The sequence below is a fragment of the Paenibacillus sp. GD4 genome (genome assembly GCF_030846225.1).
Classification (GTDB): Bacteria; Bacillota; Bacilli; order Paenibacillales; family NBRC-103111; genus Paenibacillus_G; species Paenibacillus_G silviterrae.
In genome coordinates, this window is record NZ_JAVCYK010000001.1 from 2,004,821 (window position 1) to 2,026,564 (window position 21,744).

The 21,744-nt window shown below is 54.1% G+C and carries 18 protein-coding genes; 1 reads left to right on the plus strand and 17 read right to left on the minus strand.

The genetic code is table 11. The features are described from left to right. Positions 1 to 8: 8 nt before the first annotated feature. From RAC89_RS09375 to RAC89_RS09390, 4 genes are all read right to left on the minus strand, one after another. A complete protein-coding gene (locus RAC89_RS09375; RefSeq protein ID WP_306613173.1) occupies positions 9 to 887 on the minus strand; it encodes a carbohydrate ABC transporter permease in 879 nt (292 codons plus the stop codon). Further along, entirely contained in the window at positions 887 to 1,741 is an 855-nt protein-coding gene (locus tag RAC89_RS09380; protein WP_306616074.1) for an ABC transporter permease, read from the minus strand. The genes RAC89_RS09375 and RAC89_RS09380 overlap by 1 nt, the downstream gene beginning before the upstream one ends. Positions 1,742 to 1,854: 113 nt before the next feature. After that, on the minus strand, positions 1,855 to 4,356 hold the full coding sequence (locus RAC89_RS09385; protein WP_306613174.1) for a heparinase II/III domain-containing protein: 2,502 nt from the start codon (positions 4,354 to 4,356) through the stop codon (positions 1,855 to 1,857). Positions 4,357 to 4,480: 124 nt separating this feature from the next. Next, the gene (locus RAC89_RS09390; RefSeq protein WP_306613175.1) at positions 4,481 to 5,575 is read right to left on the minus strand and encodes a metallophosphoesterase; all 1,095 of its coding nucleotides are present in this window, start codon (positions 5,573 to 5,575) and stop codon (positions 4,481 to 4,483) included. An 86-nt stretch (positions 5,576 to 5,661) separates the two neighbouring features. Here RAC89_RS09390 and RAC89_RS09395 point away from each other — a divergent pair, with 86 nt between their 5' ends. Next, entirely contained in the window at positions 5,662 to 6,126 is a 465-nt protein-coding gene (locus tag RAC89_RS09395; RefSeq protein WP_306613177.1) for a hypothetical protein, read from the plus strand. On the opposite strand, the gene RAC89_RS09400 is transcribed toward RAC89_RS09395, so the two are convergent. The 13 genes from RAC89_RS09400 to RAC89_RS09460 all read right to left on the minus strand — a co-directional run bounded on the left by RAC89_RS09400 (position 6,127) and on the right by RAC89_RS09460 (position 21,693). Continuing rightward, a complete protein-coding gene (locus RAC89_RS09400) occupies positions 6,127 to 6,882 on the minus strand; it encodes a class I SAM-dependent methyltransferase (RefSeq protein WP_306613178.1) in 756 nt (251 codons plus the stop codon). Between the two features lie 24 nt (positions 6,883 to 6,906). Next, positions 6,907 to 7,686, minus strand: coding sequence for a Cof-type HAD-IIB family hydrolase (locus tag RAC89_RS09405; RefSeq protein WP_306613179.1), 780 nt, complete (start codon positions 7,684 to 7,686; stop codon positions 6,907 to 6,909). Between the two features lie 85 nt (positions 7,687 to 7,771). Next, positions 7,772 to 7,915 carry a hypothetical protein gene (locus tag RAC89_RS09410; RefSeq protein WP_306613181.1) on the minus strand — a complete coding sequence of 48 codons (144 nt, stop codon included), beginning with the start codon at positions 7,913 to 7,915 and terminating at the stop codon, positions 7,772 to 7,774. Between the two features lie 113 nt (positions 7,916 to 8,028). After that, the gene (gene mglC / locus RAC89_RS09415) at positions 8,029 to 9,039 is read right to left on the minus strand and encodes a galactose/methyl galactoside ABC transporter permease MglC (protein ID WP_306613182.1); all 1,011 of its coding nucleotides are present in this window, start codon (positions 9,037 to 9,039) and stop codon (positions 8,029 to 8,031) included. A 22-nt stretch (positions 9,040 to 9,061) separates the two neighbouring features. Further along, positions 9,062 to 10,585 (minus strand): sugar ABC transporter ATP-binding protein, encoded by a 1,524-nt coding sequence (locus RAC89_RS09420; RefSeq protein WP_306613183.1) that lies wholly within the window; start codon positions 10,583 to 10,585, stop codon positions 9,062 to 9,064. Between the two features lie 103 nt (positions 10,586 to 10,688). Continuing rightward, positions 10,689 to 11,747, minus strand: coding sequence for a galactose ABC transporter substrate-binding protein (locus RAC89_RS09425; protein WP_306616075.1), 1,059 nt, complete (start codon positions 11,745 to 11,747; stop codon positions 10,689 to 10,691). 249 nt (positions 11,748 to 11,996) lie between these two features. Continuing rightward, complete coding sequence (locus RAC89_RS09430; RefSeq protein ID WP_306613184.1) at positions 11,997 to 12,980, minus strand: substrate-binding domain-containing protein; 984 nt, start codon at positions 12,978 to 12,980, stop codon at positions 11,997 to 11,999. Continuing rightward, positions 12,977 to 14,809, minus strand: coding sequence for a cache domain-containing sensor histidine kinase (locus tag RAC89_RS09435; protein ID WP_306613186.1), 1,833 nt, complete (start codon positions 14,807 to 14,809; stop codon positions 12,977 to 12,979). The genes RAC89_RS09430 and RAC89_RS09435 overlap by 4 nt, the downstream gene beginning before the upstream one ends. A gap of 4 nt (positions 14,810 to 14,813) precedes the next feature. Beyond that, positions 14,814 to 16,460 (minus strand): response regulator, encoded by a 1,647-nt coding sequence (locus tag RAC89_RS09440; RefSeq protein WP_306613187.1) that lies wholly within the window; start codon positions 16,458 to 16,460, stop codon positions 14,814 to 14,816. A gap of 895 nt (positions 16,461 to 17,355) precedes the next feature. Then, positions 17,356 to 18,483, minus strand: coding sequence for an IS110 family RNA-guided transposase (locus tag RAC89_RS09445; RefSeq protein WP_306612462.1), 1,128 nt, complete (start codon positions 18,481 to 18,483; stop codon positions 17,356 to 17,358). Positions 18,484 to 19,097: 614 nt separating this feature from the next. Next, positions 19,098 to 19,457, minus strand: a complete 360-nt coding sequence (locus RAC89_RS09450; protein ID WP_306613189.1) for a metal-sensitive transcriptional regulator — start codon at positions 19,455 to 19,457, stop codon at positions 19,098 to 19,100. Positions 19,458 to 19,547: 90 nt separating this feature from the next. After that, the gene (locus RAC89_RS09455; protein WP_306613191.1) at positions 19,548 to 20,564 is read right to left on the minus strand and encodes a Gfo/Idh/MocA family protein; all 1,017 of its coding nucleotides are present in this window, start codon (positions 20,562 to 20,564) and stop codon (positions 19,548 to 19,550) included. Between the two features lie 43 nt (positions 20,565 to 20,607). Then, on the minus strand, positions 20,608 to 21,693 hold the full coding sequence (locus RAC89_RS09460) for an acyltransferase (protein ID WP_306613192.1): 1,086 nt from the start codon (positions 21,691 to 21,693) through the stop codon (positions 20,608 to 20,610). Positions 21,694 to 21,744: the final 51 nt, after the last annotated feature.

Sequence of the window (21,744 nt, forward strand, 5' to 3'; positions counted from 1 at the left end):
AAGGAAGCCTAGCCTTTCACAGCGCCCAGCATGACTCCTTTGGCAAAATGCTTCTGCAGGAACGGATACACCAGGAGAATCGGCAGCGTAGCCAGCAAAATGGCGGCCATCTGAATCGTCTCCGGCGGCGGCGGGTTCTCCGAGAAGGAATTGTCCCCCGCCAAGGTAGCCGTGGCCTCGCCTACCACGACGATTTGCCTTAGAATGACTTGAATCGTCCATTTTTCCGGAGCATTGATGTAAAGAATCGGCGCAAAATAGTTATTCCAATGCGTAACGGCATAGAAGAGGCCGAAGGCAGCCAGCGACGGCTTGGAAAGCGGAAGAATGATGCGCGTGAAAATCTGCAAATCATTCGCTCCGTCCATATGCGCCGCATCGTACAGATCGCCCGGAATGCTCAAGAAAAACTGCCGCATGACAATCAGGTTAAACGGCGTGATAGCAACCGGTAAAATGAGCGCCCAGATCGAGTCGAGCAGGCCCGTCGCCTTCACAACCAGGTAGGAAGGAATCATCCCTGCGGAAAACAGGAGAGTGAACACTACCATAAACATCACGGTTCGCTGCCCGATGATTTGCCTGGAGAGCGCATAAGCCATCGTTCCCGTAAAAATCAGGTTCACCAGCGTACCGATGACCGTCACCACAATCGTGATCATCATCGAGTTGCGGAACGCTCTGGATTCAAGGATGTATTCATACGCATCCGTCGTCCAGTTCGATGGCCACAGCAGCAGTCTGCTGGCCAGGAAGTCCTCCAGCGATGAGAAGGACACCGAGAACAAGTACAGAAACGGAAACAGCATAACGGCTGCAATCAATAAAAGCACGGAAACGTTAACCCAGTCGAACAGGCGGTCGAAGGCTGATGTTCTGTTTTTCATTAATAAACACCCTCCTCACCGAAACGCTTCGCCAGCTTGTTGGCCGCCATAACCAGCACCAGGCCGACCACACCTTTAAACACGCCGACCGCTGTTGAGAAGCTGTAGTCGGACTGTTGAATCCCTTTGTAGTACACGTAGGTGTCGAGCGTGTTGCCGATGTCCATATTGAACGGATTCAGCTGCAGGAATACCTGCTCGAATCCGACCTCCATCACGTCCCCGAGCCGGATGATCAGCAAAATGACAATCGTGCTGCGAATAGCAGGAAGCGTAATGTGCCAGATTTGGCGCATACGGCTGGCACCGTCCATGACCGCGGCCTCATACAGCGCCGGATTGACGCCGGCTAGAGCCGCCAGGAAGATGATCGTGCCCCAGCCCACCTCTTTCCATATGACCTCCGCCACAATGAAGGTTCGGAAGTAATCCGGATTCGTCAGAAACGGAATCGTCTGCTCCAAGCCGAACTTCTCCACAAGAAAGTCGTTTACAAGGCCGTCATTGCGGAAAAAGATCGTAACGATTCCGACCACAACGACCCAAGAGAGGAAGTGCGGCAAATAAACGATGGACTGAATGACGCGTTTGAACGCACTTCGGGACACTTCATTCAACATCAGTGCGAGCAGGATCGGCGCCGGGAAGGCGAACACGATCTGCAGCAGGGAAATGATCAGGGTATTCCAGATAACCCGGACGACCTCCGCATTTTCAAAAATCCGGGCGAAATTTTTCATCCCGACCCAAGGGCTATCGGCAATGCCCATGAACGGACTGTAATCCTTAAAGGCAATGACGATGCCGAGCATCGGCACATACCGGTAGACCAGAAAGAACAGCAGCCCCGGCATCAGCAGTAAATAAATATAACGGTCCTTCCAGAGCCTGGCTCTTAAGCGGGCTCCCTTGCTTTTGCGCGGAAGGACGGAGCTTACGTTGTCAGCAGCTTGCTTCGTCACCGTATTCAATCATTCACCCCTTCTACTCTATGGAGCCTGTGCTCTCCCGGAGATAAGGTCCATGTTCGGCTTGATTCGCCATGTATTGTCCAAATGAGCGCCGCCGCCTCTTGCCCGTAATGGTGGACGGCCAGCTCACCGGAGAATGCGTCGTACGCGATGTTCATCGGGATCTCCGCTTGCAGTGTCAGCCTGCCTTCGATGTGCAGATGCTGCGCTTCCCATGCGGCTAGCTTCGAGCTGTTCCGATGCATCCACAGTGCCTTACCCTGGAATCGGTTCCCGTCAAAGTCCACTGTGATCCGTTCATCGGCGCTTAGGATCAGTGCATCGTTGCCCTCTCCGAATGCCAGGGTTACACCGAGAACTCCTTCCGCCAGCTCCTTGCCCTCAGCCATGATGTCAGTGCTGTTAGTCGAAGATGGCGCCAGCAGCGTCACGAACTGCTTGCGCGTGCTCTTCGATGCTTGCTCCCGGACCGATGCGTACGGCCCGTATGTTTCCGCTCCCGGATACTCCGTAATGTCCATCTGTGCATCCGGCGGGAAGAGCACTTGCAGCTTCACGGCTTCCTTCTCCCCGTGGATCGTCACCGTGTTCGTCATGACCTTATCCCTTACGCTCAGGACCTTATCCTGCTGGCAGAACCGATTTGCCGACGCCGTATGAAACAGGAGCTGCGGGCTATCGTCCACGGTATTCGTCTCCACTTCATCCCACACCAGGAAACAGCTTTTGTTGATATGCAGGATGCTCCTGCGATAAGCCTTCAGCGCTCCCTCATAGCTGGCTGATGCGTCTCCCTGCACCGCTTCGAAGCACGAAGTCATCCAAGCCTTTGCTATAAAGCCGCCTCCCCGAGCGGACTGTCCCTGTCCGTTGATCAGCAAGCTGTTATGTCCGACGGTGCCTACCGTATAATCGGCTCTTGGCCCAGGAACATAATCCTGATACCCCGGATTCGTCAGCAGCCATTCCCCGGCTACGTTCAGCATCAGATTGTTTTGATCCTTATGCGTATGATCTCTGGCGGAGCCACTCGAGGTGAACGCCAGCAGGTGGTCGTTGGCGCCCCACCCCGTGCGGAGTGCTGCCCAACCGATCGTACCGAAAACCCGAGACGGCTGCTCCTTGTAAAACACATCGGGTCCGATGGCAGACGGAATCCCGCGCAGGTTCATCAACACGGAAGTCTTATCCGCTTCAAACTTCTCCACATACCACATTGCTGCGGGATGGGCATGGTGGGATGCCAGCATCGTCATCATGTAGGAGACATCCAGCTTCAGGAACGAATCCGCAAGGTTAGGGAACGTGTTGGTATTCCCTGCCGAAAGGAACCGGAAGAAACGTTCCGGAAGCTCCTCCTTTAAATAAGGATGATTGCAGAGAGTAGCATCGCCGGTAGCCCGGCGGTATAAGTCTGCCGCCATCCAGACGTGCCTTGCGGCAACGTTGTCGTACAGCAGGCCCTCCGTCTCGCTCGATACCAGCTTCCGATCGAGGTAAGACAAAATATAGTCGTACGCCTGCTGCAAATATTTGTCCGCGAAGGCACAATCACCATGCAGCGCTGCCGCTCCATACATCATGGCCACTTGCTTGGCCGCGACGATATTGTGCATATCCCGGTTGCCGAGGTCGATCGCGAGCGGCTGCAGCCCTCGGTAAAGCAGCGCCTTTGCCGCAATCTCTCGCTCTTCGGCGGTAAGGTAACCGTAAAGCGCATCGTAGGCGCTAGCCGCACCGATCACCAGATGCGCATTGCTCAAGTTGCCTTCGGCACCGCGATGGTCGAACTCATACCATTTGCTGAATTCCGTTAGAGCCAGCAGGTACATTTTCGCTTTGTCCGCATAAACCGTCTCCCCGGTCACCATATAAGCAGTGGATAGGACGGTCAGCCGCTCCTCCACGGCCCGCGAGAACATCGTCCAGAACGGATAATCGACGTAGCCCGCCGGGTTAGGAATAGTCTTTGGCTCCGTGAGCGGCAGCTCCACAAGCATAGTCATCGTGACCGATGGATACTTTACCTCAAACCGCTCTTCCTGTACGTAGTTATCCGCTGTATTCAGCATACTCTTCCAAAGCTGAGGAAAATGGATTGCAGGCCGATCGGTTGCTAGGAAATTCTCGCCTATAGGTGATGTGTCTTGTATGCGCTTTCGAAATTCCTGCAGCTCCCTATCGGTAAAGAGAATGCGCGGTCTATTGAAAAGGTGTATACTGGAATTTAATTGACGGTCAATTACCTGAACGGTCCAGCTTCTGCCTTCGGCGTCCGGTTCCGTGCACGGCCTGACGCGGATCGTAACGTTCCCGGGAGCCATTGCCCGCAAGCGAAATCCGCTTGCCTCCACTACGTTCGGGGCATCACTGCTGACGATCCAAGCCTCTTTATCAACACAACTGGTCACCCCTGACGTGTCTGCTGTCCGCAAAGCAAGAAGGGAATCCTCGCCGACCTCCAGCAGAGACGGCCTGGATATATGCAAATCACCCACAGCTGCTTCAGCCCCCTCTATTTCGTATACTTGTATATTACCTGTATGCATTGATTTTTGTCAATGCATAAATCACGTAAAAATGCCCGGAACGCATCACGGCGATCCGGGCTGTTTTGTTTGCTTACGATTGAAATTTCACGATAATCTGGACGATCTCGGAACGCGTGCCCATCCGAACCGGCGTTCCCCAGAAGCCATAGCCTGAGGATACGACAGTGTGGAGAGATCCCTTCTGCAGGTATCCCCAATCATTCTCATACATCCGGCCCGTAAAAAGGAAGCCCGGGGCGATCTGTCCGCGATGCGTATGTCCCGCTACCAAAAGATCGATGCCATTCTGCTGCGCAATGTCAAAATCATACGGCTGGTGGTCAAGCAGGATGACCGGCTTGGACGGATCCGCCTGCTTCGCGAGCTGCGGCAGCTCCAGCCTTCCCCGATCCCGGCGGTCCTTCCTGCCGATCAGCGTGAACCGGTCATCCACGACCACCGCTTCATCGTACAGCACCTCCATGCCGGTGCTCTCCAGCGCCTCCAGCAGCCTCCCGTGCATCCGGTCGTGATTGCCCAAAGAGGCATAGACCGGAGCTTCGATTTGCTGAAGAAGTTGCGGGATGTTTTTGCCTAAGAACGGTTCGATGTCATCATCCATGATATCACCGGGAAAGAGCACCAGATCCGGCTTCAGTGCATTAATGTTCTCTACCAGTCTCTTGGCATGATTGCTGCCGGACAGGATCCCGAAGTGCATATCCGACGCCATAGCGATCCGCAGCTCCTGCTTCCCTTCCACCTTCTTGGGAATCGTGATCTCGTAGCTTCTTACGACAGGTATGTACGCGTTGAACAAACCCAAGGCAAACAGCACGGCTACGGCGCCTATCGCTACCCAGCCCATCCATTTCTCGGCCTGAGCACGCGGGACCCGCGTAAATCGACTCAGGAATACCGTAAGATTGGCAAGGGGAAGCACCATGAGAGAGAAATAAAACAAGGCAAGCCAATACGCACCAATCAAGGTAATGATTACATTGCCATCCAGCCATCGACCGATAAAAAAGGAATACGCCAGCAGCATGAGTACGAGGATGTATACATAGCGGATACTCCTGCGGCCGCTCCACAGGGTACGCAGCCAAACCCAGCCGTTCCAGCCGATGTACAATAAAATCAAATGATAAATAATAAATAGAATGGCGCCTGTTACAGCAAACATGATGGAGAAGCTCCTTCTTTTGGAACTTTTATTCCGAAGCTGCCGTCTTACTCATAGAAATTCTGAGCGGGAGGAGCTGCTTCGTCATGAAAACAAATCGCAGCCTGACGGGCGTATGGATTCCGTTCACCGGTGTCATCTCGTTTCTTCTCTTGATCTTCCTGCTGGACCCGATCCGGGTGATCGGCTGGGTAGCGAACCCCATTCACAAGCGGTATGCCCAGCAGTATATGAATGCTCTGGCCCGGCAGGATTACGGCCAAGCGGCCGCGGCGCTGGATAAGAAACTGCACAATGTGAACGAGTGGACTGAGCGGGTGAACCGGTCGGGCATTACGCTCATCCGGTATGAAGGGTTGCGAGTTCCGTTCGACAGAGAACGCATGGACGGCAGAGCTTGGGTCACCCTGCTGACTGAGGGCCAGGAGGTAACCCACACGCTGATCCTAAACCTTAGCCTTCGAGGGGTAGTTCAAGCCTGCATCCCTCCTACTGAGGATAGTCCTGTCGCCAAGTCGTGGAACGCGATCCATTGTCCGTCATTAAAGTAGCTATACTTCGCCCCAAAACACTTCCGTATCATACAGAAATTCCACTAACCCTTCCTGCCGGTTTTGCTCGAATATCCGCTTTAGCTCGGCCATCATCGGCTCGTAGCTAGGGTGACCCGGCGTAGGAATGTAGGAGGAGGATACGAGACGACCCTGCAGCCCTTCGTAATCAAAATACTGACGGTAATCAAAGCGGCCCAAGGTAAGCTTGTCCGCTTGGAAGAAGGGCTTCAGCGTATCCGCCGTGATGACCTTATGTCCGACATTATCATAATCAATACCGTAGGTGCGCACCAGCCTGTCATAGGCCTCCATGAAGGGCGTCCCCCCTATACGGCGGGAGTTCCAAATCAACGCCACCTTGCCGCCGGGCTTCAGAATACGGTGAAACTCGACCTGTGCCGCAGCCCGGTCAAACCAATGAAACGATTGCGCGCAGACAATATAATCTACCGATTGGTCCGGCAAGCCCGTCTCTTCGGCTGCCGCTGCAACGCTGCGATACCGGCTCTCCGATGCCAGTGCCGCCTCGGCCGCCTCTCTCATCTCTCGATTGGGCTCTATGGCGAGCACCGTGCTTCCCCGCTCCAGCAGCAGTCTGGAGAATTTGCCTGTGCCTGAGCCAATATCGGCAATGGACGAGCCGGGCTGAAAGCCTACGACCTCGTACAAATAGTCAAGCGCCTCCTTCGGATAGCTGGGGCGATGCTTCACATAAGCCTCCACCCGGTTCGAAAATCGCTCCTTATTGTTCATGATCGGAATCCTCCTGTCGGCATGTTATTTCTTTACCAGCCACTCGTTCACGGCATAGGCAATGCCATCCTCGTGAAGCGACCGGGTCACCCGCTGGGCAACACCCTTCAGCCTGTCATCCGCATTGCCCATGGCAATGCCGGTGCCTACCGCCTGCAGAAGCTCATAATCATTACCGCCGTCTCCGAAAGCCGCAGCTTCCTCCGGGGCAATGCCTAAATGATCCAGCAGCAGGCTCAGACCGATCGCCTTGTGCCTTCCGTTCGGATTGATATCGAGCGCCCAAGGCCGCCAGCGGTGAAGATAATAGCCCGCACGCTCGTCCCCCGTTCCCGTATACGCATACTCGTCTTCCTCTGTGCAGAATACGATCACTTGGAACATATCAGGAATGTCCCCTGCCGTATCCAGCGGGATCGGCTCCATAAAGCCGATCTCCTGCTGCGCTTGACGGAAGAGAGTATCATCGGCTCCGTTGCAATACATCAGGTCCGCGCCGTAAAGCAGTAGATAGTGGTTGCTGCGCTCCGCCTCCGCCAGCCATCTGCGAATCGTCTCCTGCGGGAATGGATTGCCCACGACGGTTTGCCCCCGATACCCGATATGGCTTCCGTTGCAGGTTATGGCCCAATCGATGCCGAGCTCCTGTCGAAGCGACGCCATCTCAAATTCCGGCCGACCGGTACACAAGGCTAGCTGAACTCCGTGCTCCTTCAGCTTCTTCAAGGCTTCCCTAGTGGAATCAGGCAGGTAATCCCGGTCCCGAAGGGTCCCGTCTACATCAAAGGCTGCTAATTTGATCATCGTCTCCCCGTCCATTTCTTTGTTTTTTATTAACTATAACAGAGAAAGACGAGGGCTCACAATCACGGCTCGGTTGACTGCCGCTTCATTTCCACTTCTTTTTCAATTCCTCCGACTCCTTGAGGGTCTTCTGCAGCTCCTTGGCCATCTTTTCCAGATCACCGTACATTTTCTTCATCCCCTTGTCCTCCAAGAGAATTTTCATGGCTTGTTTAAACATAGGGTTCATCGGCTCGGTTCACCTGCCTTCTGCATCCATTTACTGCATTGTATGAGCGGCAGAGGGAGCCCGCGACATAGAAAAAAAGCGCTCATCCGCAGAGGAGAAGCGCTTTGGTCTACTTATTTCTTCGCTACATGCTTCCGAATATCGAACGCAACGGCGGCTACAATGATCAAGCCCTTAACGATCAGCTGCCAGTACGGACTTACGCCGATGAACGTCAGCCCGTAATTAAGAACGCCGAAGATGAGTACGCCCGCAAGCACGCCCGGAACCGTTCCGATGCCGCCCGCCGTCGAAACGCCGCCCACTACGCAGGCAGCAATAGCGTCAAGCTCGTACATGTTGCCGTAATTGTTCGTGGCACCGCCGGTACGGGCTGCTTCCAGCACACCGCCGAGGCCGTACAAGCCGCCCGCAATGGCGTAAATGTAAATCAGATTCCGGTTGACGTTAATTCCCGATACGGTCGCTGCATGAACATTGCCTCCAATGGCGTACATATGTTTGCCCAGCCTCGTTTTGTTGAAAATCACCCATACCATAGCCGCCACAAGGATCGCTATAATGACGATGTAAGGAATCGAATAAGGCCCGTTGGGCCCGATAAAGCCGGTTCCCAAATTGGTGAATTCCTCCCGAAGACCCGCAATCGGCTGGGATTCGTTCGGCTTCATATCAAAATAGATGGAGTTTGCGCCATACACAATAACCATGGTACCGAGCGTTGCGATGAACGGAGGCACGTGAAGCCTCGCTACAATCCAGCCGTTAACCAGACCGACCAGCAGCCCCGCCGCTACACCGGCGAGAATCGGAAGCCAGATCGGCAAATCCGGAAGGTCCGGGAAAAAGCGTCTCGGATAATCCGCCATCTGCAGCATGGAAGCCGACAGTACGGCGGTTAAGCCCACCACGCGGCCCCCCGAAAGATCGGAGCCCCCGGTGATGAGCACGAAGGCGGCGCCTAGCGCAATGATGGCGCGCGTGGAATTTTGCAATAAGATATCCCGAAATATATCAACCGATAAAAACCGCGGGTCCTTCACCGCGATAGCCAGAACCAATACGGCCAGTACAATATAAATGGCGTATTGGGAAAAAACGCGGCCTACAGCCTTGGTGTTCATAGCCTTATTGCCTCCCCCTGTTTTAGACCCTGTGACCTGTCGCCAGCCGCATGATGTCCTCTTCCGTAGCCGACCTGCCGTCTACAATTCCCGTCATCCGTCCCTCGCACATGACCATGATGCGATCGGACATCCCTAGAAGCTCCGGCATTTCCGAGGAGATCATGATGATGCTTTTGCCCTGCTTCGCCAGCTCCGTAATCATTGAATAAATCTCGAACTTCGCTCCGACATCAATGCCCCTCGTCGGTTCATCCAGCATCAGAATGTCCGGTTCCGTCAGAAGCCATCGGGCCAGCAGCACCTTCTGCTGGTTGCCGCCCGACAGGTTCTTAATGAGCGCCTCCACCGAGGGCGTCTTGACCCGCAGCTTCTCGGCGCTAGCCCTGGACTCCGCCCGGGCCTTCCGTTCGTTCAGCAAGCCCAGCGGCGATAGGAAACGCTCCAAATTCGCAATGATGGTATTCTCATGCACGGAAAGCACGGGAAAAATCCCCGTAACGCGCCGCTCCTCGGTAAGGAGTGCGATCTTGTGCTTCTTCGCATCAATAGGCGATTCGATCTTTACCTTGCCGCCGTTCAGCGAAATGGAGCCGGAGGCCACCGCCCGAAGTCCGAACAACGCTTCCACCAGCTCGGTTCGCTGGGATCCGACCAAGCCGCCGATGCCGAGAATCTCCCCTCGGCGAAGCTCGAAGCTTACGTCCTTGAACGATCTCGGATCCGGAGAAGTCAGCTGCTCCACCTTAAGAATCGGAGCGCCGGGGACATTCGTCCGCTCGGGAAAACGTTCGCTGAGGTCCCGGCCGACCATCTTGGTAATGATCGTATCTGTCGTCATTTCTTCAGCAGGCCAAGTCCCCACCAGCTTCCCGTCCCGCATGATCGTCACATCATCGGAGATGCGAAGGATTTCCTCCATTTTGTGCGAGATATAAATGATCCCGACACCGCGGCTTTTCAGCTCGGCGATAATGCGAAACAGCTGCTCCACTTCATTGCCTGTCAGCGAGGAGGTGGGCTCATCCATCACGATGATTTTGGAGCGGAACGATACCGCTTTGGCAATCTCAAGCGATTGCACCTTGGATACCGACATGGTCCCGACAATGGCTAGGGGATCGATGTCCATATCCAGATCACGCAGCAGCAGTTCGGTTTCTTTATACATCCTCTTATGATCGATTAGCTTCAGCGGTCCGAAACCTTTTTCCGGAAACCGGCCGAGCCAAATATTTTCCATGACATTCCGGTGCGGGACCGGGTGCAGCTCTTGGTGGATCATTGATATGCCGTTCGCCAAGGCTGCCTTCGAATTCACGATGTCTACAAGGACGCCGTTCAATCGAATTTCACCGGAGTCCGGCCGGTAAATACCGAAAAGACATTTCATCAGCGTCGACTTTCCGGCGCCATTCTCGCCCATGAGCGCGTGAACCGTGCCCGGGCGAACCTTGATCGATACGTTATCCAGCGCCTTCACGCCGGGAAATTCCTTGGAAATGCCTAGCATTTCGAGTACATATTCCGTTTGAGCCGGTGCCATAAGGTAAGCCTCCCCCTCTGTTCCTAAGAAGCAAGGAGGGGAGCCGCGCTTCCTGCCTTGCGCTGCCCCGCCTGCACCTTGCCTTGCCTATGCTGTCGTCCGTTTACTTTGCGTCGTTCATGTTATCCTTCGTAATCTTCTTGTACGGCACCCATACATACTTGCCGTCCGTAATCTCATAGCCGCCGATTGAGTCCTTGGTTGGTGTCTGGCCGTTAGCCAAAGCGTTCGCCAGATTCAGCGTAGCCTTGCCTTGGTTCTTCGCATCGTTCAGCACCGTTCCGAGAAGTGTGCCCTCCTCCAGCGCCTTCAGTGCCGGAGCCGTTGCATCCACACCGACAACAGGGACATACTTGTTATCCTTGAAATAGCCCTTCGCCTTCAGAGCCTCGATCGCTCCCAGCGCCATATCGTCGTTATTGGCGAAAACCGCTTCAATCTTGTCGCCGTGTGCCGCGAGGAAGGCAGCCATTTTCTCCTGGCCCTTAACCCGATCCCACATCGCCGTATCCTCCGCCAGCTTCTCTACCTTGATGCCCGCGTCCTCGAGGGCTTTGACGGAGAACTTTGTGCGAAGCTCCGCATCCTGATGTCCCGGCTCGCCTTTCAGCATGACATACTGCAGCGTGCCGTCCTTGTTTTTGTCGGCGGCAGGGTTCTTTTTGAAGTAATCCGCCACCAGCTCGCCGGACATGGTGCCGGACTGCTCCGCTTTTGCGCCTACGTAGTACACCTTATCCCACTTCTTCATATCCTCGGCCAGCGGCTCGCGGTTGAAGAAAACGACAGGGATATTCGCTTTTTTCGCTTTATCGATAATGACGCCTGCCGCCGTACGATCAACCGGGTTAATTGCAAGCGCATTCATTTTCTTCGTAATAAACAAATCCACTTTATCGTTCTGCGTCGGCTGGGAATTTTGGCTGTCTACGATATCCGCCTTTACTTTGCCTTCCGCTGCCGCAGAGATGGCATTTCGGACACCGGTCATGAACGTATCGTCGAACTTGTAGATCGCTACGCCGATGTTCTTCTGTTCCGCGCCGGAGCCCGAGCCGCCTGACGCACCGTTTGACGTCGACGCCGGAGTGCTTGCGTTACCGCAGCCGACGGTCGCCGCCATGGCCGATGCCAGGAGAATACCTGCGATTTGCCGTTTCATTGCGCTCTTCTTTTTCATCTGATGAAGACCTCCAATAAGTTTATTTGGCATGTAGTTGTCTTGTCTCGTTTGCTTACAATCTCATTATCTTCGAAATCCGAGGCTCCTCACAGGCAAAATCCTCATCTGTTCTATCGAAATCCTCATGTGTTGCAGCTGCTGTCTTTTCCATGAAAAAAAGCGCTGCTCTTCAGGGATGCTCTTGCCTAACGCATCCTTAAAGAAAAGCAGCGCTTCTTCCACTCGCTTTTATTGAACAAACGGGAACAGCAGCTTCTGGTTCTCCAGCCAGAACATGTTCTCCCGGTCGATCACCTTCGTTCCGGTATCCGTACGCGCTGGGACCTTCCGCCCCTCCAACACATCGACGGCATGCTTGACGCCAAGGTATCCCATGCTGAACGGGTTCTGCACAATGGTCGCTTGAATCACGCCTTCCTGCAGCAGCTCCACCTCCTCCGGCGTACTGTCAAACGTAACGAGCTTGACCTTGCCTCCGAGTCCCAGCCGCTCCATCTCCTGGGCCACGCCGAGGGAGGACACTGCATTGAGTGCGACGATACCTTGCAGCTTGGGGAAACGTTCCACCCAGCTTCTCGTTACCTCCGCGCAGGACGTGCCCACAGAGTAGCAGTGGTCCACCGCGACCACCTCGATGTTCGGCCGCCGCTCCAGCACCTCCAGCACGCCCTGCCGGCGCTGCTCCCCGTTGCGCGGACCTGCGCCGAAGCTCATCACGGCAACCTGGCCCCGCTGGCCGATCAGCTCCGCCAGCCGCGCCGCCGCTTGCCGCCCGGCTTCGACATTGTCGATGCCAATGAAGCTTTTCACCTTAGGCGAATCGACCTCCGCATCAATGTTGATCACGGGAAGGCCTCGGCTGACGGCACGATCTACTGCGGGAGCGACGCCTTTGTAATCGTTGGCGGCGACGATCAGCACGTCCGTTTTCCCGCTTGCCGCCACTTGATCGATCAGCGCTGCCTGCCCTTCTACATCCTCCTCGCTGGCTGGGCTCACCACCTCCAGGGTAACGGCCATCTCCTTCGCCGCCGCCTCCGCACCCAGCCTTACCGTCTTCCAATAGTCGATCTGCTGCATGCGGGCTACGAGCGTAACCCGAGGACTTTCCCCGAGCGGATCCTTCCCGCTCCCGCCGAGCCCTGAGCCGCAGGCGGAAACCAAGGTCAGCAGCAGCACTGCCATCCATAGCCGGACCAGACGAGCCGTCATTCCTTTCGTCCCCCCTCACGCAGTAGCGGCAGCCATAAGGTAACGGTCGTACCTTCCTCCGGCTCGCTTTCCATCACCAGGCCGTAAGGCTCGCCATAGCGCAGTCGAATCCGTTCATGTACATTCTTCACGCCTACTCCGGAGCCGTCGCCGCGGGTAGTCGAATCGTTAGTCTTCCCGTTCGCAGGGCTTCCGCCCAAGCCATACAGCTCCTGCCGGATTTCCCTTAAGCGTTCTTCACGGATCCCAAGTCCGTTATCCCGAACCTGGAAGCGAAGCTTCCCGTCACAGACATTGGCGCGGACTTCAATGCGCCCGGGGTCAGGCATCAGCTCGACGCCATGATAGATCGCGTTCTCTACCAGCGGCTGAAGGAGCAGCTTCATCGTGAGCAGCCCAGTCACCTGCTCGTCAGCGGTAATTTGAAATTCGAACTGATTTTTGTACCGCACCTTTTGAATGATCAAATAGTTTCGCACATGATCGAGCTCGTCGGCAACGGGGATGATATTTTGCCCGCGGCTCAAGCTGATCCGGAAAAATTTGGACAACGAGGTGATCATCGTAACGACATCCTCCCCTTTGCCGCTGCCCGCCATGCGCACAACCGTATTCAAGGTATTGTAAAGAAAATGGGGATTGATCTGAGATTGGAGCACCTCGAGCTCGCTTCGCCGCTTGGCCTCCTGCTCTCTGATATTTTGCTCCACCAGCTCGCCGATACGTCCTACCATGACGTTGAACTGCCGTGACAAGCGACCGACTTCATCCTCCCCGCCGACGGGCACATGAAGATCGAAGTCTCCCTGCTCTACACGCCTCATGGATCGTTCCAGCCGCTTGATCGGCCTCGATATGCGGGCGGACATGAAAGCCGAGATGAGCAGCACAAACACAATGACGACAACCAGCAGCCATACCATAAAGCCGCTGATTTCCTTTCGCGCGGTCATGATTTCATCCATGTAGGAGACGCCGACAATTTTCCAGCCGACGCCGGAAACCGTCTTGATCGTGACCAGCCGCCTTTCTCCCCCCTGCTCGTCGGTAAAGCTTCCGTAAGCATACTTCAACACTTGCTCCACATTCTCATATTTCAGCCCGATATAGATCAGCTGCTGCTGGGGATGGTAAATCATGTTGCCCGCACCTTCGTCGATAATGTAGACGTAGCCTTTGTTCCCTAAGCTCACTCTCCTGCACAGCTCGTCGATCGTACTAAAATTGATATCGACCAGCAGCACGGCATTCTCCGTCCGCCCCGCACGCACCACGGGAACGACCTTCGTCATCGAGACGACCCACTTATACTGGCCCTTATACAAATTCTGAATATGGGGGAGGGAAAACGTCAAGGAATTCGGACGGTCCAGCGCCGCCTGGAACCAGCCTTGCTCCCGCAGGCGGAGCCCCTCGCGCATTCCACCGCTTGGCAGGCTGAAGATCGGCTCTCCGTCCAACGTCAGCAGGGTCATCGAAACGAGATCCTTCCGGGTGCCCGCGATGGTCTCGAACGGCTCCAGCAAGGCCGGCTCTCCCCCCGAACCGATCCCGGTATCGCGAAGCCGCTGCTCAAGCGACCCGAACACATCCGTCATCCCGCGAAGATAGAGCTCCAAGTTGTAATTGACCTGTTCCACAATTTGTTGGTTGCTAAGATGGGCGTTCCGCTCCGCAGTCTCGGCGAACTTATCGTACAAAATGACGCTGACGACGATCATGACCCCTAAGGTAATGACCGTGAAGGAGATTGTGAGAATCAGCTGAATGCTCTTGACCTTCCATAGGTTATACAGCGAAAATAGCCATCGCCGGAGCCTGTCTCTCATTCGCTCACCCCCCGTGGCCCTGCGTCATGCTCTCCCGGTACTCCTTGGGCGACATTCCGCAGCTTTTGCGGAACGCGTAGCTAAAGTAGTTCGGCTCGGCATATCCTACCTTCTCCGCAATTTCAAAGGCCTTCAGCTCCGTTGTGCGAAGCAGCTCCTTCGCGGCCTCCATGCGCATTTGAATCAAATAGCTGCCGAAGGTCATTTTCGTTTCCTTCTTAAATAAGGTGCTGAAGTACCCCGCGCTGATGTGCAGGTGCTGGCAAAGCTTATTGATCGTGATATCCGGGTCGTGATAATGGGCCTTCATGTAGGCAAGGGCCTGCTCGATCAGGCTTTTGTACGTATGCTGCCGATTGCTGGCGATCTGGCTCATCAACCGGCCGCACAGGCCAAGAATCCATTGCTTGGCCTCCTCCGTGTGCGTGAAACGTCCGATCTCCACAAACGGGTTGAAGTCGGCTCCGACAACCGGCTCCAGAGCCGCACCCGAATCCTTAGCAGCCCTGAGAATTGCAGTAACGATCTCGAACAAGTAAATCTGCAGATCCGTAATCGACACAGGCGTGTCGGCAATGCCCAGAAACATAGCATCCATAATCTCACGCAGCTCCTGCGCCGTACCTACCTTTAGCGTTCGGATCAGAGACTGCTCCTTCAGCTCGTCGAACCGCAGCTTCTCCAGCACCCTCGTTTCCACGTCTTCAATATAGATCGAACGGTTATTGCCCAGCAGCAGCCGGTAATCCAGTGCCAGCACCGCATCCTTGTAGGAATATGCCACGTTCGTCAGCTCTGAGCCGGCAGTCCCTACCCCTATAGTCACCGTAAAGCGAAGATACTTCTCGATGCTCTGGCGAACCTCCTCGATCACGCTTAACGTTCGTTTCAGCGCCTCCTCCTTATCCCCCTCATCGATCGTCAGAACCGCAAGCTGATCGCCCACCAGAGCGACGATCCCCAGACGATGCTTCTCAACAATCTCATCCGCGATGTTGCGAACGGCGAAGAGCTTCAGCTCCATATCCTTCGAAGAACGAAGAGATTGCTCCCCTCCCAGGACAATCTCGTCCTCCTGCAAGTGGTCAATGCTGATGACCGAAACGACGTAGCTGCGGCCGCTAAGCGCCAAACCATAGCTTGCGGATTTCCGCTCGATCTCTTTGCCCGGCAGCCTCCTGGTAAGGAGGGAAGCCAGAAACACCTCCCGAAGCACGGGCAGACTTTCCCGGTAGTGCACCTGTAACGTTTGCACATTCTCCCTTTGAGCCGTTTCCTCGTCTATCTGAGACTTGATTTTGCCCAGCACCTGGACCAGCTCTTGCGCGGAGAAGGGCTTCAGCAAATACTCGTCGATATGCAGCTTCACCGCTTTGCGGGCATACTCGAACTCGTCAAAGCCGGTCAAAATGATGATTTTCATCACCGGATACCGTTCACGAATCCATTCCGACAGCACCATTCCGTCCATGAACGGCATTTTGATGTCCGTCACCACCACATCCGGTACGGAGCGCTCAATGAGCTCACAAGCCTCTTTCCCGTTCTCCGCCGTATCGATGATCTCGAAGCCGCAGGCCGCCCAGTCGATCTCTTGGACCAGCCCTTCCCGGACATCCTCCTCGTCCTCCACCAAGATCAGCTTGTACATCGGCAGCCTCCCTTCTTCTTCGTAATAACCAGGTATAAGAAAAGCTTCGACCCATGTGTAAGCCAAGGCCTGCCATCATTGAATGCATAATTCTGCTAATACGCAGCTTTTTAATGGTTTGAAATCAAAAACAATGCCTATTCTCGCAAATCCTGTTCCGAACATCGTCTGGGATCGTGGAACAGGAGTACCTCCCCACATTCTCGAAGTTAAGGTTACCAAATGGCATGGGCAACACGAGGGTGCAAAAACACGGGCTTTTGTCGATCTCGAACTAAATGTACAACTCGAAATCGGTTACCTGCGGCATATAGATGGCGTTACAGGGCGTCTGGCGCTTAACACGGGCCGGTAATGCTCCTTAGTAACGTTATGAAATCACCTGATATGAACGAAACCGTCAAGTGCTCAGCACGTACCCTTGATTTGGAGTGCTCTAAAGTAAGCCTGTCAAATGCCTTTTTTGACAGGCGGTTCACTCTGCCCATACTTTTTTACTTCGGTCTGGCTGATCAAGCCAGACCCTGCCCTACGGCGAGTAACGGGGTGCAGGGGGCGTGCTCCCTGCTGTCTTTCTTTAATTTGAGCTTGTGGTTCGAATGAGTTTCATTCCTTGGCACGAGGGCAAAATGGTTCTTTGCGCCGGTTGGCAACCTGATATTCGTGGGTTATCACAAGTGAATTGTATACGACCAGAGAGCTTACCTGCTAAACTTACGACGCGCATGAAGCCGCACTACCTGAAAGATTGACTTTGCGCAGGTGATTTCCGCGGATTATTACTCTCTGCCTTGCTTTAGTACTTTGCCCTCGAGCCAAAGAATGTAACGTAACGCATTGCCTAACTCACTAAGCCGGAATCACTTCCTTTTTCATTCAATCATACCCTTATTTTTTATGCTGTGATGCTGTTTTTTTGCTTATCTACTTCCTTGGCTATGGCCCATATGAAACCTATAAGCTCTCGGGCTACTGCGGCGATGATGGTTCCTTTGTGCTTTCCTTTGAAAAGGAGCTTCTTGTATTTGTGGTGTAATCGCTTTTGTGCTTTCCAGGAGATATTGACAATTTCCGAACTCAGTCCTTTTTGCCTATCTCGCAGCGTTTTCCGTATGGCAGGTGAGCTCCGATAGCTCCAGGCGGCTTCAACCAATACCCTACGTATATGGGCATTTCCAGCTTTCGTTATCCCACCTTGCCAACGACTCCCCCCGCTAGAACGTTCTGATGGCACCAGCCCCACATAACTCATGAGCTGCTGAGGGGATGCGAATCTTCCTGCAATGTGGCCAAGTTCCGAAGCTACAGTAACGGCTGTAATTAGGGCAACGCCATGGAGCCCCTGCAATGCTTGGATCATGGTCGCTTGGCATCCTTCACTCGTTTGCTTCTCCATCTCCGCTTCATATCTTCGGATCCGGTTCGTAGCTTCTTGGATGCTGTTTCGGTATTCTTGGAATACCATATCCTCACAACACCGAGAAAACCGTAAAGTATCTAACCAATTTTCATATGGCTGAGTCCACACTCGAACGCCCTTGGGCGGGTGGATCTGATGGCGAAGCAGAAACTTGGTTAAACGCTGTTTATGCCGATTCCTGTCTTGTACGGCATCTTCCCTGGCCCGAACCAAATCTCGCAAGGCTTCATCCTCGGGACGTGGTACATAGATCTCTGTCAATTCATTTGCTCTCCAGAGCTGCGCTAGACGTACAGCATCTCTCTTATCTGTTTTTATTCGAGTATTCCCCTCTAAGTCTGTTGGTGCGATGACGCTGCATTCCACATACATCTCCAAAAGCCATCGATACAAGACGAACCCCGTAGGGCCAGCCTCATAGCATATACTTAACTTTACGTCATCATCTTTCATTAACTGATTAACTAGTTTACGAACAGCCTCCTTCGTATGCGAGATGACACCATGGAACCTGACGGGTTCATTTCTATTTTCGGGGGCGATGGCTACAGCTATTTTTTCTTTGGATACGTCTAGACCAACATATTTTATGGTTATACTCATTACTAAACCGACTCCTTTTGTTTGTAGCTCTGTTTTGGATTATTTGATTGATTACTCAATTCAATTGATTTCCAAAATCAACCTACGTAATGCAAAATGGTAGTCGGTTTCGTTCATTTTAACTTACTGTACCCAAAATGTGTTCATCTGCCACTGTAAGATGAAAAAATCGCGTTACAATGCGTCTGGTGCTTAACACGGCCCGGTAACGCTCCTTGTAACGCTATGAAATCACCTTACTGTACCAAGAATGTGTTCATCTGCCACCGTAAGATGAAAAAATCGCGTTACAGGCGTCGGCGCTTATATCGGGCCGGTAATGCTCCTAGTAACGTTATGAAAATCATCTTAATGGGCAGAATTCAAAGCTCAATTTGTGCGATTGAAGTCAATTTTATTATGAAATTGACTTCTGGAGCAGCATTTATTCCTTGCCCATACGCGATGGCCTTTGAGCAAGGGCAGGATAGGGTAATCTCAACTTGCAATAAGTGCATCGTGCCCAGAGGAAGCTTTTCTTGAAACATTAGAATCCTTGAGCTCCGCTCAAAACTTATAAATTCTAATCTTATAAAGAAAGTCCCGGAAGAGAACGCTACCCCCGGGACCTTCGATTATTTCATCAGCTTGCTCATCGTCTTGAGCAGCTCCTCAATCACTTCTTCATCGCCCTGCTCCAGCCTCTCCACCACGCAGCTGCGCATGTGGCCCTCGAGCAAAATCCGGCCCACGCTGTTAAGCGCCGACTGGATCGCCGCGATCTGGTTCAGCACATCGTCGCAATAGGTGTCCTTCTCGATCATCCCCTTCACGCCGCGAATCTGACCTTCGATCCGGTTCAGCCGGGATACCAGATTATCCTTCACCTTCTGCGAATGGTGGCTGCGCCTCTCGCCCTCGGTATGACAGCAGTTCTCCCCCTGTTCAGGCGTTGCCGCTGGCGTATCCGCCGCCGGCTTGGACTCTAATTCCATGCGCTTCACTCACCTTCCGTTCGGGTTGTACCTTATGGTTGCCTTTATTATACCGTTCCCAAGGGCCTCCCGGCAATGCGCAGGTGCAGCTTACAACAAAACCTTGCGGCCTTCCTTCGCACTCTCCAGCGCTCCATAGACCATGGCCATGCTTCGGAGATTGTCCGTGCAGACCGTTTCCGGCTTACGCCCTTCCTGCAGAGCGGCGAACATCTCGTCCAGGCAGCCTGCATGACCGCTGCTGCCCTTCCAATCCAGCTCCGCTTCCACCCGGCGAAATTTACTGGAGAAGCCCGCAGCGGCATCAGGGTCCTTGACCTCCGCAAAAGGGGCTGCCGTCCCGTCCCATAGTGCCGTTCCCTTGCTCCCGGAGATACGCCAGTTCGCCTCCCAAGAGGTCGGACTGCCCTCGGAGGCCCAAGAGCCCCGGTAACAGAACACCCCGCCGTCGGCATATTCAAAAATGCAAACCGCGGCCGCGTTCCCCGCATACCATGAGCCCGCCGGGTTAAATTCGTGACAATACACCGAAATCGGGTCCTTCCCTGTAATGAACCGCGCCTGATCGAACGTATGGATCGCCATGTCGAGCAGCAAGGGACTTTCCATCGCCTCGCGGAACCCGCCGAAATGAGGCCCTAGGAAGAAGTCCGCATTCACAAAGCCGATTTCGCCAATCGTGCCGGACGAAACAAGACTGCGGAAGGCGCGGATCTGAGGGTTGTAGCGGCGGTTTTGCATCACCGCATAGGTGCGCCCGGACGCTTCAGCCTGCCCCACGATCCGTCTCGCATCCTCCATCGAGGTGGCCATCGGCTTCTCGCCAAACACATGGCAGCCGAGCTCAAGCGCTTTTGCCGTTACGGTCGTATGACTCTCGGGGATCGTAACGTCGAATACCAGATTCGCCCCGCCTTCACGGATCGCCTCCGACACATCCGTATAAGCTCCGCAGCTGAGGCCGTAAGCGGCAGCCATCTTCTCGGCATGCTCCTTATACAGATCCACCAGCCCGACGATCTCCGTGTCCTCTCGCTTTACTGCATACTCGATCCAGGCCTTGGACATCCCGCCGCAGCCGGCCACAACAATTCGATAAGGCTTCATGGTCATCGTCTCCTTTTATTGGGAACGGTTTCTTTTCCTCATTTTAATCTGTTCCTTCGGCGATGTCTTTACTCGATTGTGCGCTCTTCCTCTCGAATTTGGCTGCATAGCCTCCAATCCACCGGTGAATCGGGATGTACAAAACCGAGCCGGCCAGAGCCACGATCCAGGTAAAGCCGATCGCCCAAGGCAGAGACAGCTCCATTTGTCCGGCAAGCAGCCATCCGCCGATGATCCAAAGCACGTGGGACAAATATACGGCAAAGGAATAGCGGCCCAGCCATGCGATCCATCGGGCCCGTCCTTGTCCGATCCATGCATACAACCAGCTAAGCAGCAGGAAGGCAAGCCCGCTCAATATATACAAAACGGGAGTGTGATAAATATACAAATACACCTGCATCTCCACCATGGAATCGACCAGTACAAGATACAGGGGAATTAGCAATGCACCGAGGAGCATGATTCGGGCTCGGTGGCGCTGGAGCCAGGACAGCAGCTGTAACCGGGTCATGGAGAGCAGCATTCCTGCCGCGTAATAACCGAACCAATGCAGCGGGAGATGGGACTCCGTTTGAATATAGAACGTATCGAAGCGTCCGGCGAAAATATCCGACTCCACCTGGTAAAGCATTACCAGATGCACTAGAAGCAAGCCCCATGCCAACAGAGGATGTAAGCTAGACGGCAAGATTCGAAACAGCCCGACGACTAGGGGGGTAAGCACAATAAAGCCTAAGTAAACGATCATAAAATACAGATGAATCTCTGCGTAGCCGAGCAAGATCCCCGCTGCGTCCTGCCGGACATAGTCCAAATAGTCCGTAAAAATATCCGGCGTCCCGGTATACAGCCACGACCAAAGGAGAAAGGGAATGGCGACGTACAGCAGCTTTCTCCTGTAGAAGGACAACCAGCTCTGTGTATGCCGGTATTTCTCGTACGTCATGAAGCCCAGAATCGCGATGAAAAACGGCACGGCAAACCGGAACAGCAGGTCTCCCCAGTGTGCCAGAGAGAGCATCTCCTCCGAAATCCCTTCCTTCGGAACCAGCAGGAGCACGTGAATGGTGATCACGCCCAGAATGGCCCAGCCCCTAAGAAAATCGATCAAACCGCTGCGTGTCATAACGAACGTTCCCCTTATGTACCGTTTGTTCCGAGCATGGTATGGCAGGTA

Coding starts and splice junctions, on each gene's coding strand:
- RAC89_RS09430 (WP_306613184.1), bottom strand. CDS start 12,980: ATGACGGCTCGTCTGGTCCGGCTATGGATGGCAGTGCTGCTGCTGACC.
- RAC89_RS09450 (WP_306613189.1), bottom strand. CDS start 19,457: ATGGAATTAGAGTCCAAGCCGGCGGCGGATACGCCAGCGGCAACGCCT.
- RAC89_RS09435 (WP_306613186.1), bottom strand. CDS start 14,809: ATGAGAGACAGGCTCCGGCGATGGCTATTTTCGCTGTATAACCTATGG.
- mglC (WP_306613182.1), bottom strand. CDS start 9,039: ATGAACACCAAGGCTGTAGGCCGCGTTTTTTCCCAATACGCCATTTAT.
- RAC89_RS09445 (WP_306612462.1), bottom strand. CDS start 18,483: ATGAGTATAACCATAAAATATGTTGGTCTAGACGTATCCAAAGAAAAA.
- RAC89_RS09460 (WP_306613192.1), bottom strand. CDS start 21,693: ATGACACGCAGCGGTTTGATCGATTTTCTTAGGGGCTGGGCCATTCTG.
- RAC89_RS09410 (WP_306613181.1), bottom strand. CDS start 7,915: ATGAACCCTATGTTTAAACAAGCCATGAAAATTCTCTTGGAGGACAAG.
- RAC89_RS09395 (WP_306613177.1), top strand. CDS start 5,662: ATGAAAACAAATCGCAGCCTGACGGGCGTATGGATTCCGTTCACCGGT.
- RAC89_RS09375 (WP_306613173.1), bottom strand. CDS start 887: ATGAAAAACAGAACATCAGCCTTCGACCGCCTGTTCGACTGGGTTAAC.
- RAC89_RS09440 (WP_306613187.1), bottom strand. CDS start 16,460: ATGTACAAGCTGATCTTGGTGGAGGACGAGGAGGATGTCCGGGAAGGG.
- RAC89_RS09420 (WP_306613183.1), bottom strand. CDS start 10,585: ATGGCACCGGCTCAAACGGAATATGTACTCGAAATGCTAGGCATTTCC.
- RAC89_RS09455 (WP_306613191.1), bottom strand. CDS start 20,564: ATGAAGCCTTATCGAATTGTTGTGGCCGGCTGCGGCGGGATGTCCAAG.
- RAC89_RS09425 (WP_306616075.1), bottom strand. CDS start 11,747: ATGAAACGGCAAATCGCAGGTATTCTCCTGGCATCGGCCATGGCGGCG.
- RAC89_RS09380 (WP_306616074.1), bottom strand. CDS start 1,741: ATGCCGGGGCTGCTGTTCTTTCTGGTCTACCGGTATGTGCCGATGCTC.
- RAC89_RS09405 (WP_306613179.1), bottom strand. CDS start 7,686: ATGATCAAATTAGCAGCCTTTGATGTAGACGGGACCCTTCGGGACCGG.
- RAC89_RS09390 (WP_306613175.1), bottom strand. CDS start 5,575: ATGTTTGCTGTAACAGGCGCCATTCTATTTATTATTTATCATTTGATT.
- RAC89_RS09400 (WP_306613178.1), bottom strand. CDS start 6,882: ATGAACAATAAGGAGCGATTTTCGAACCGGGTGGAGGCTTATGTGAAG.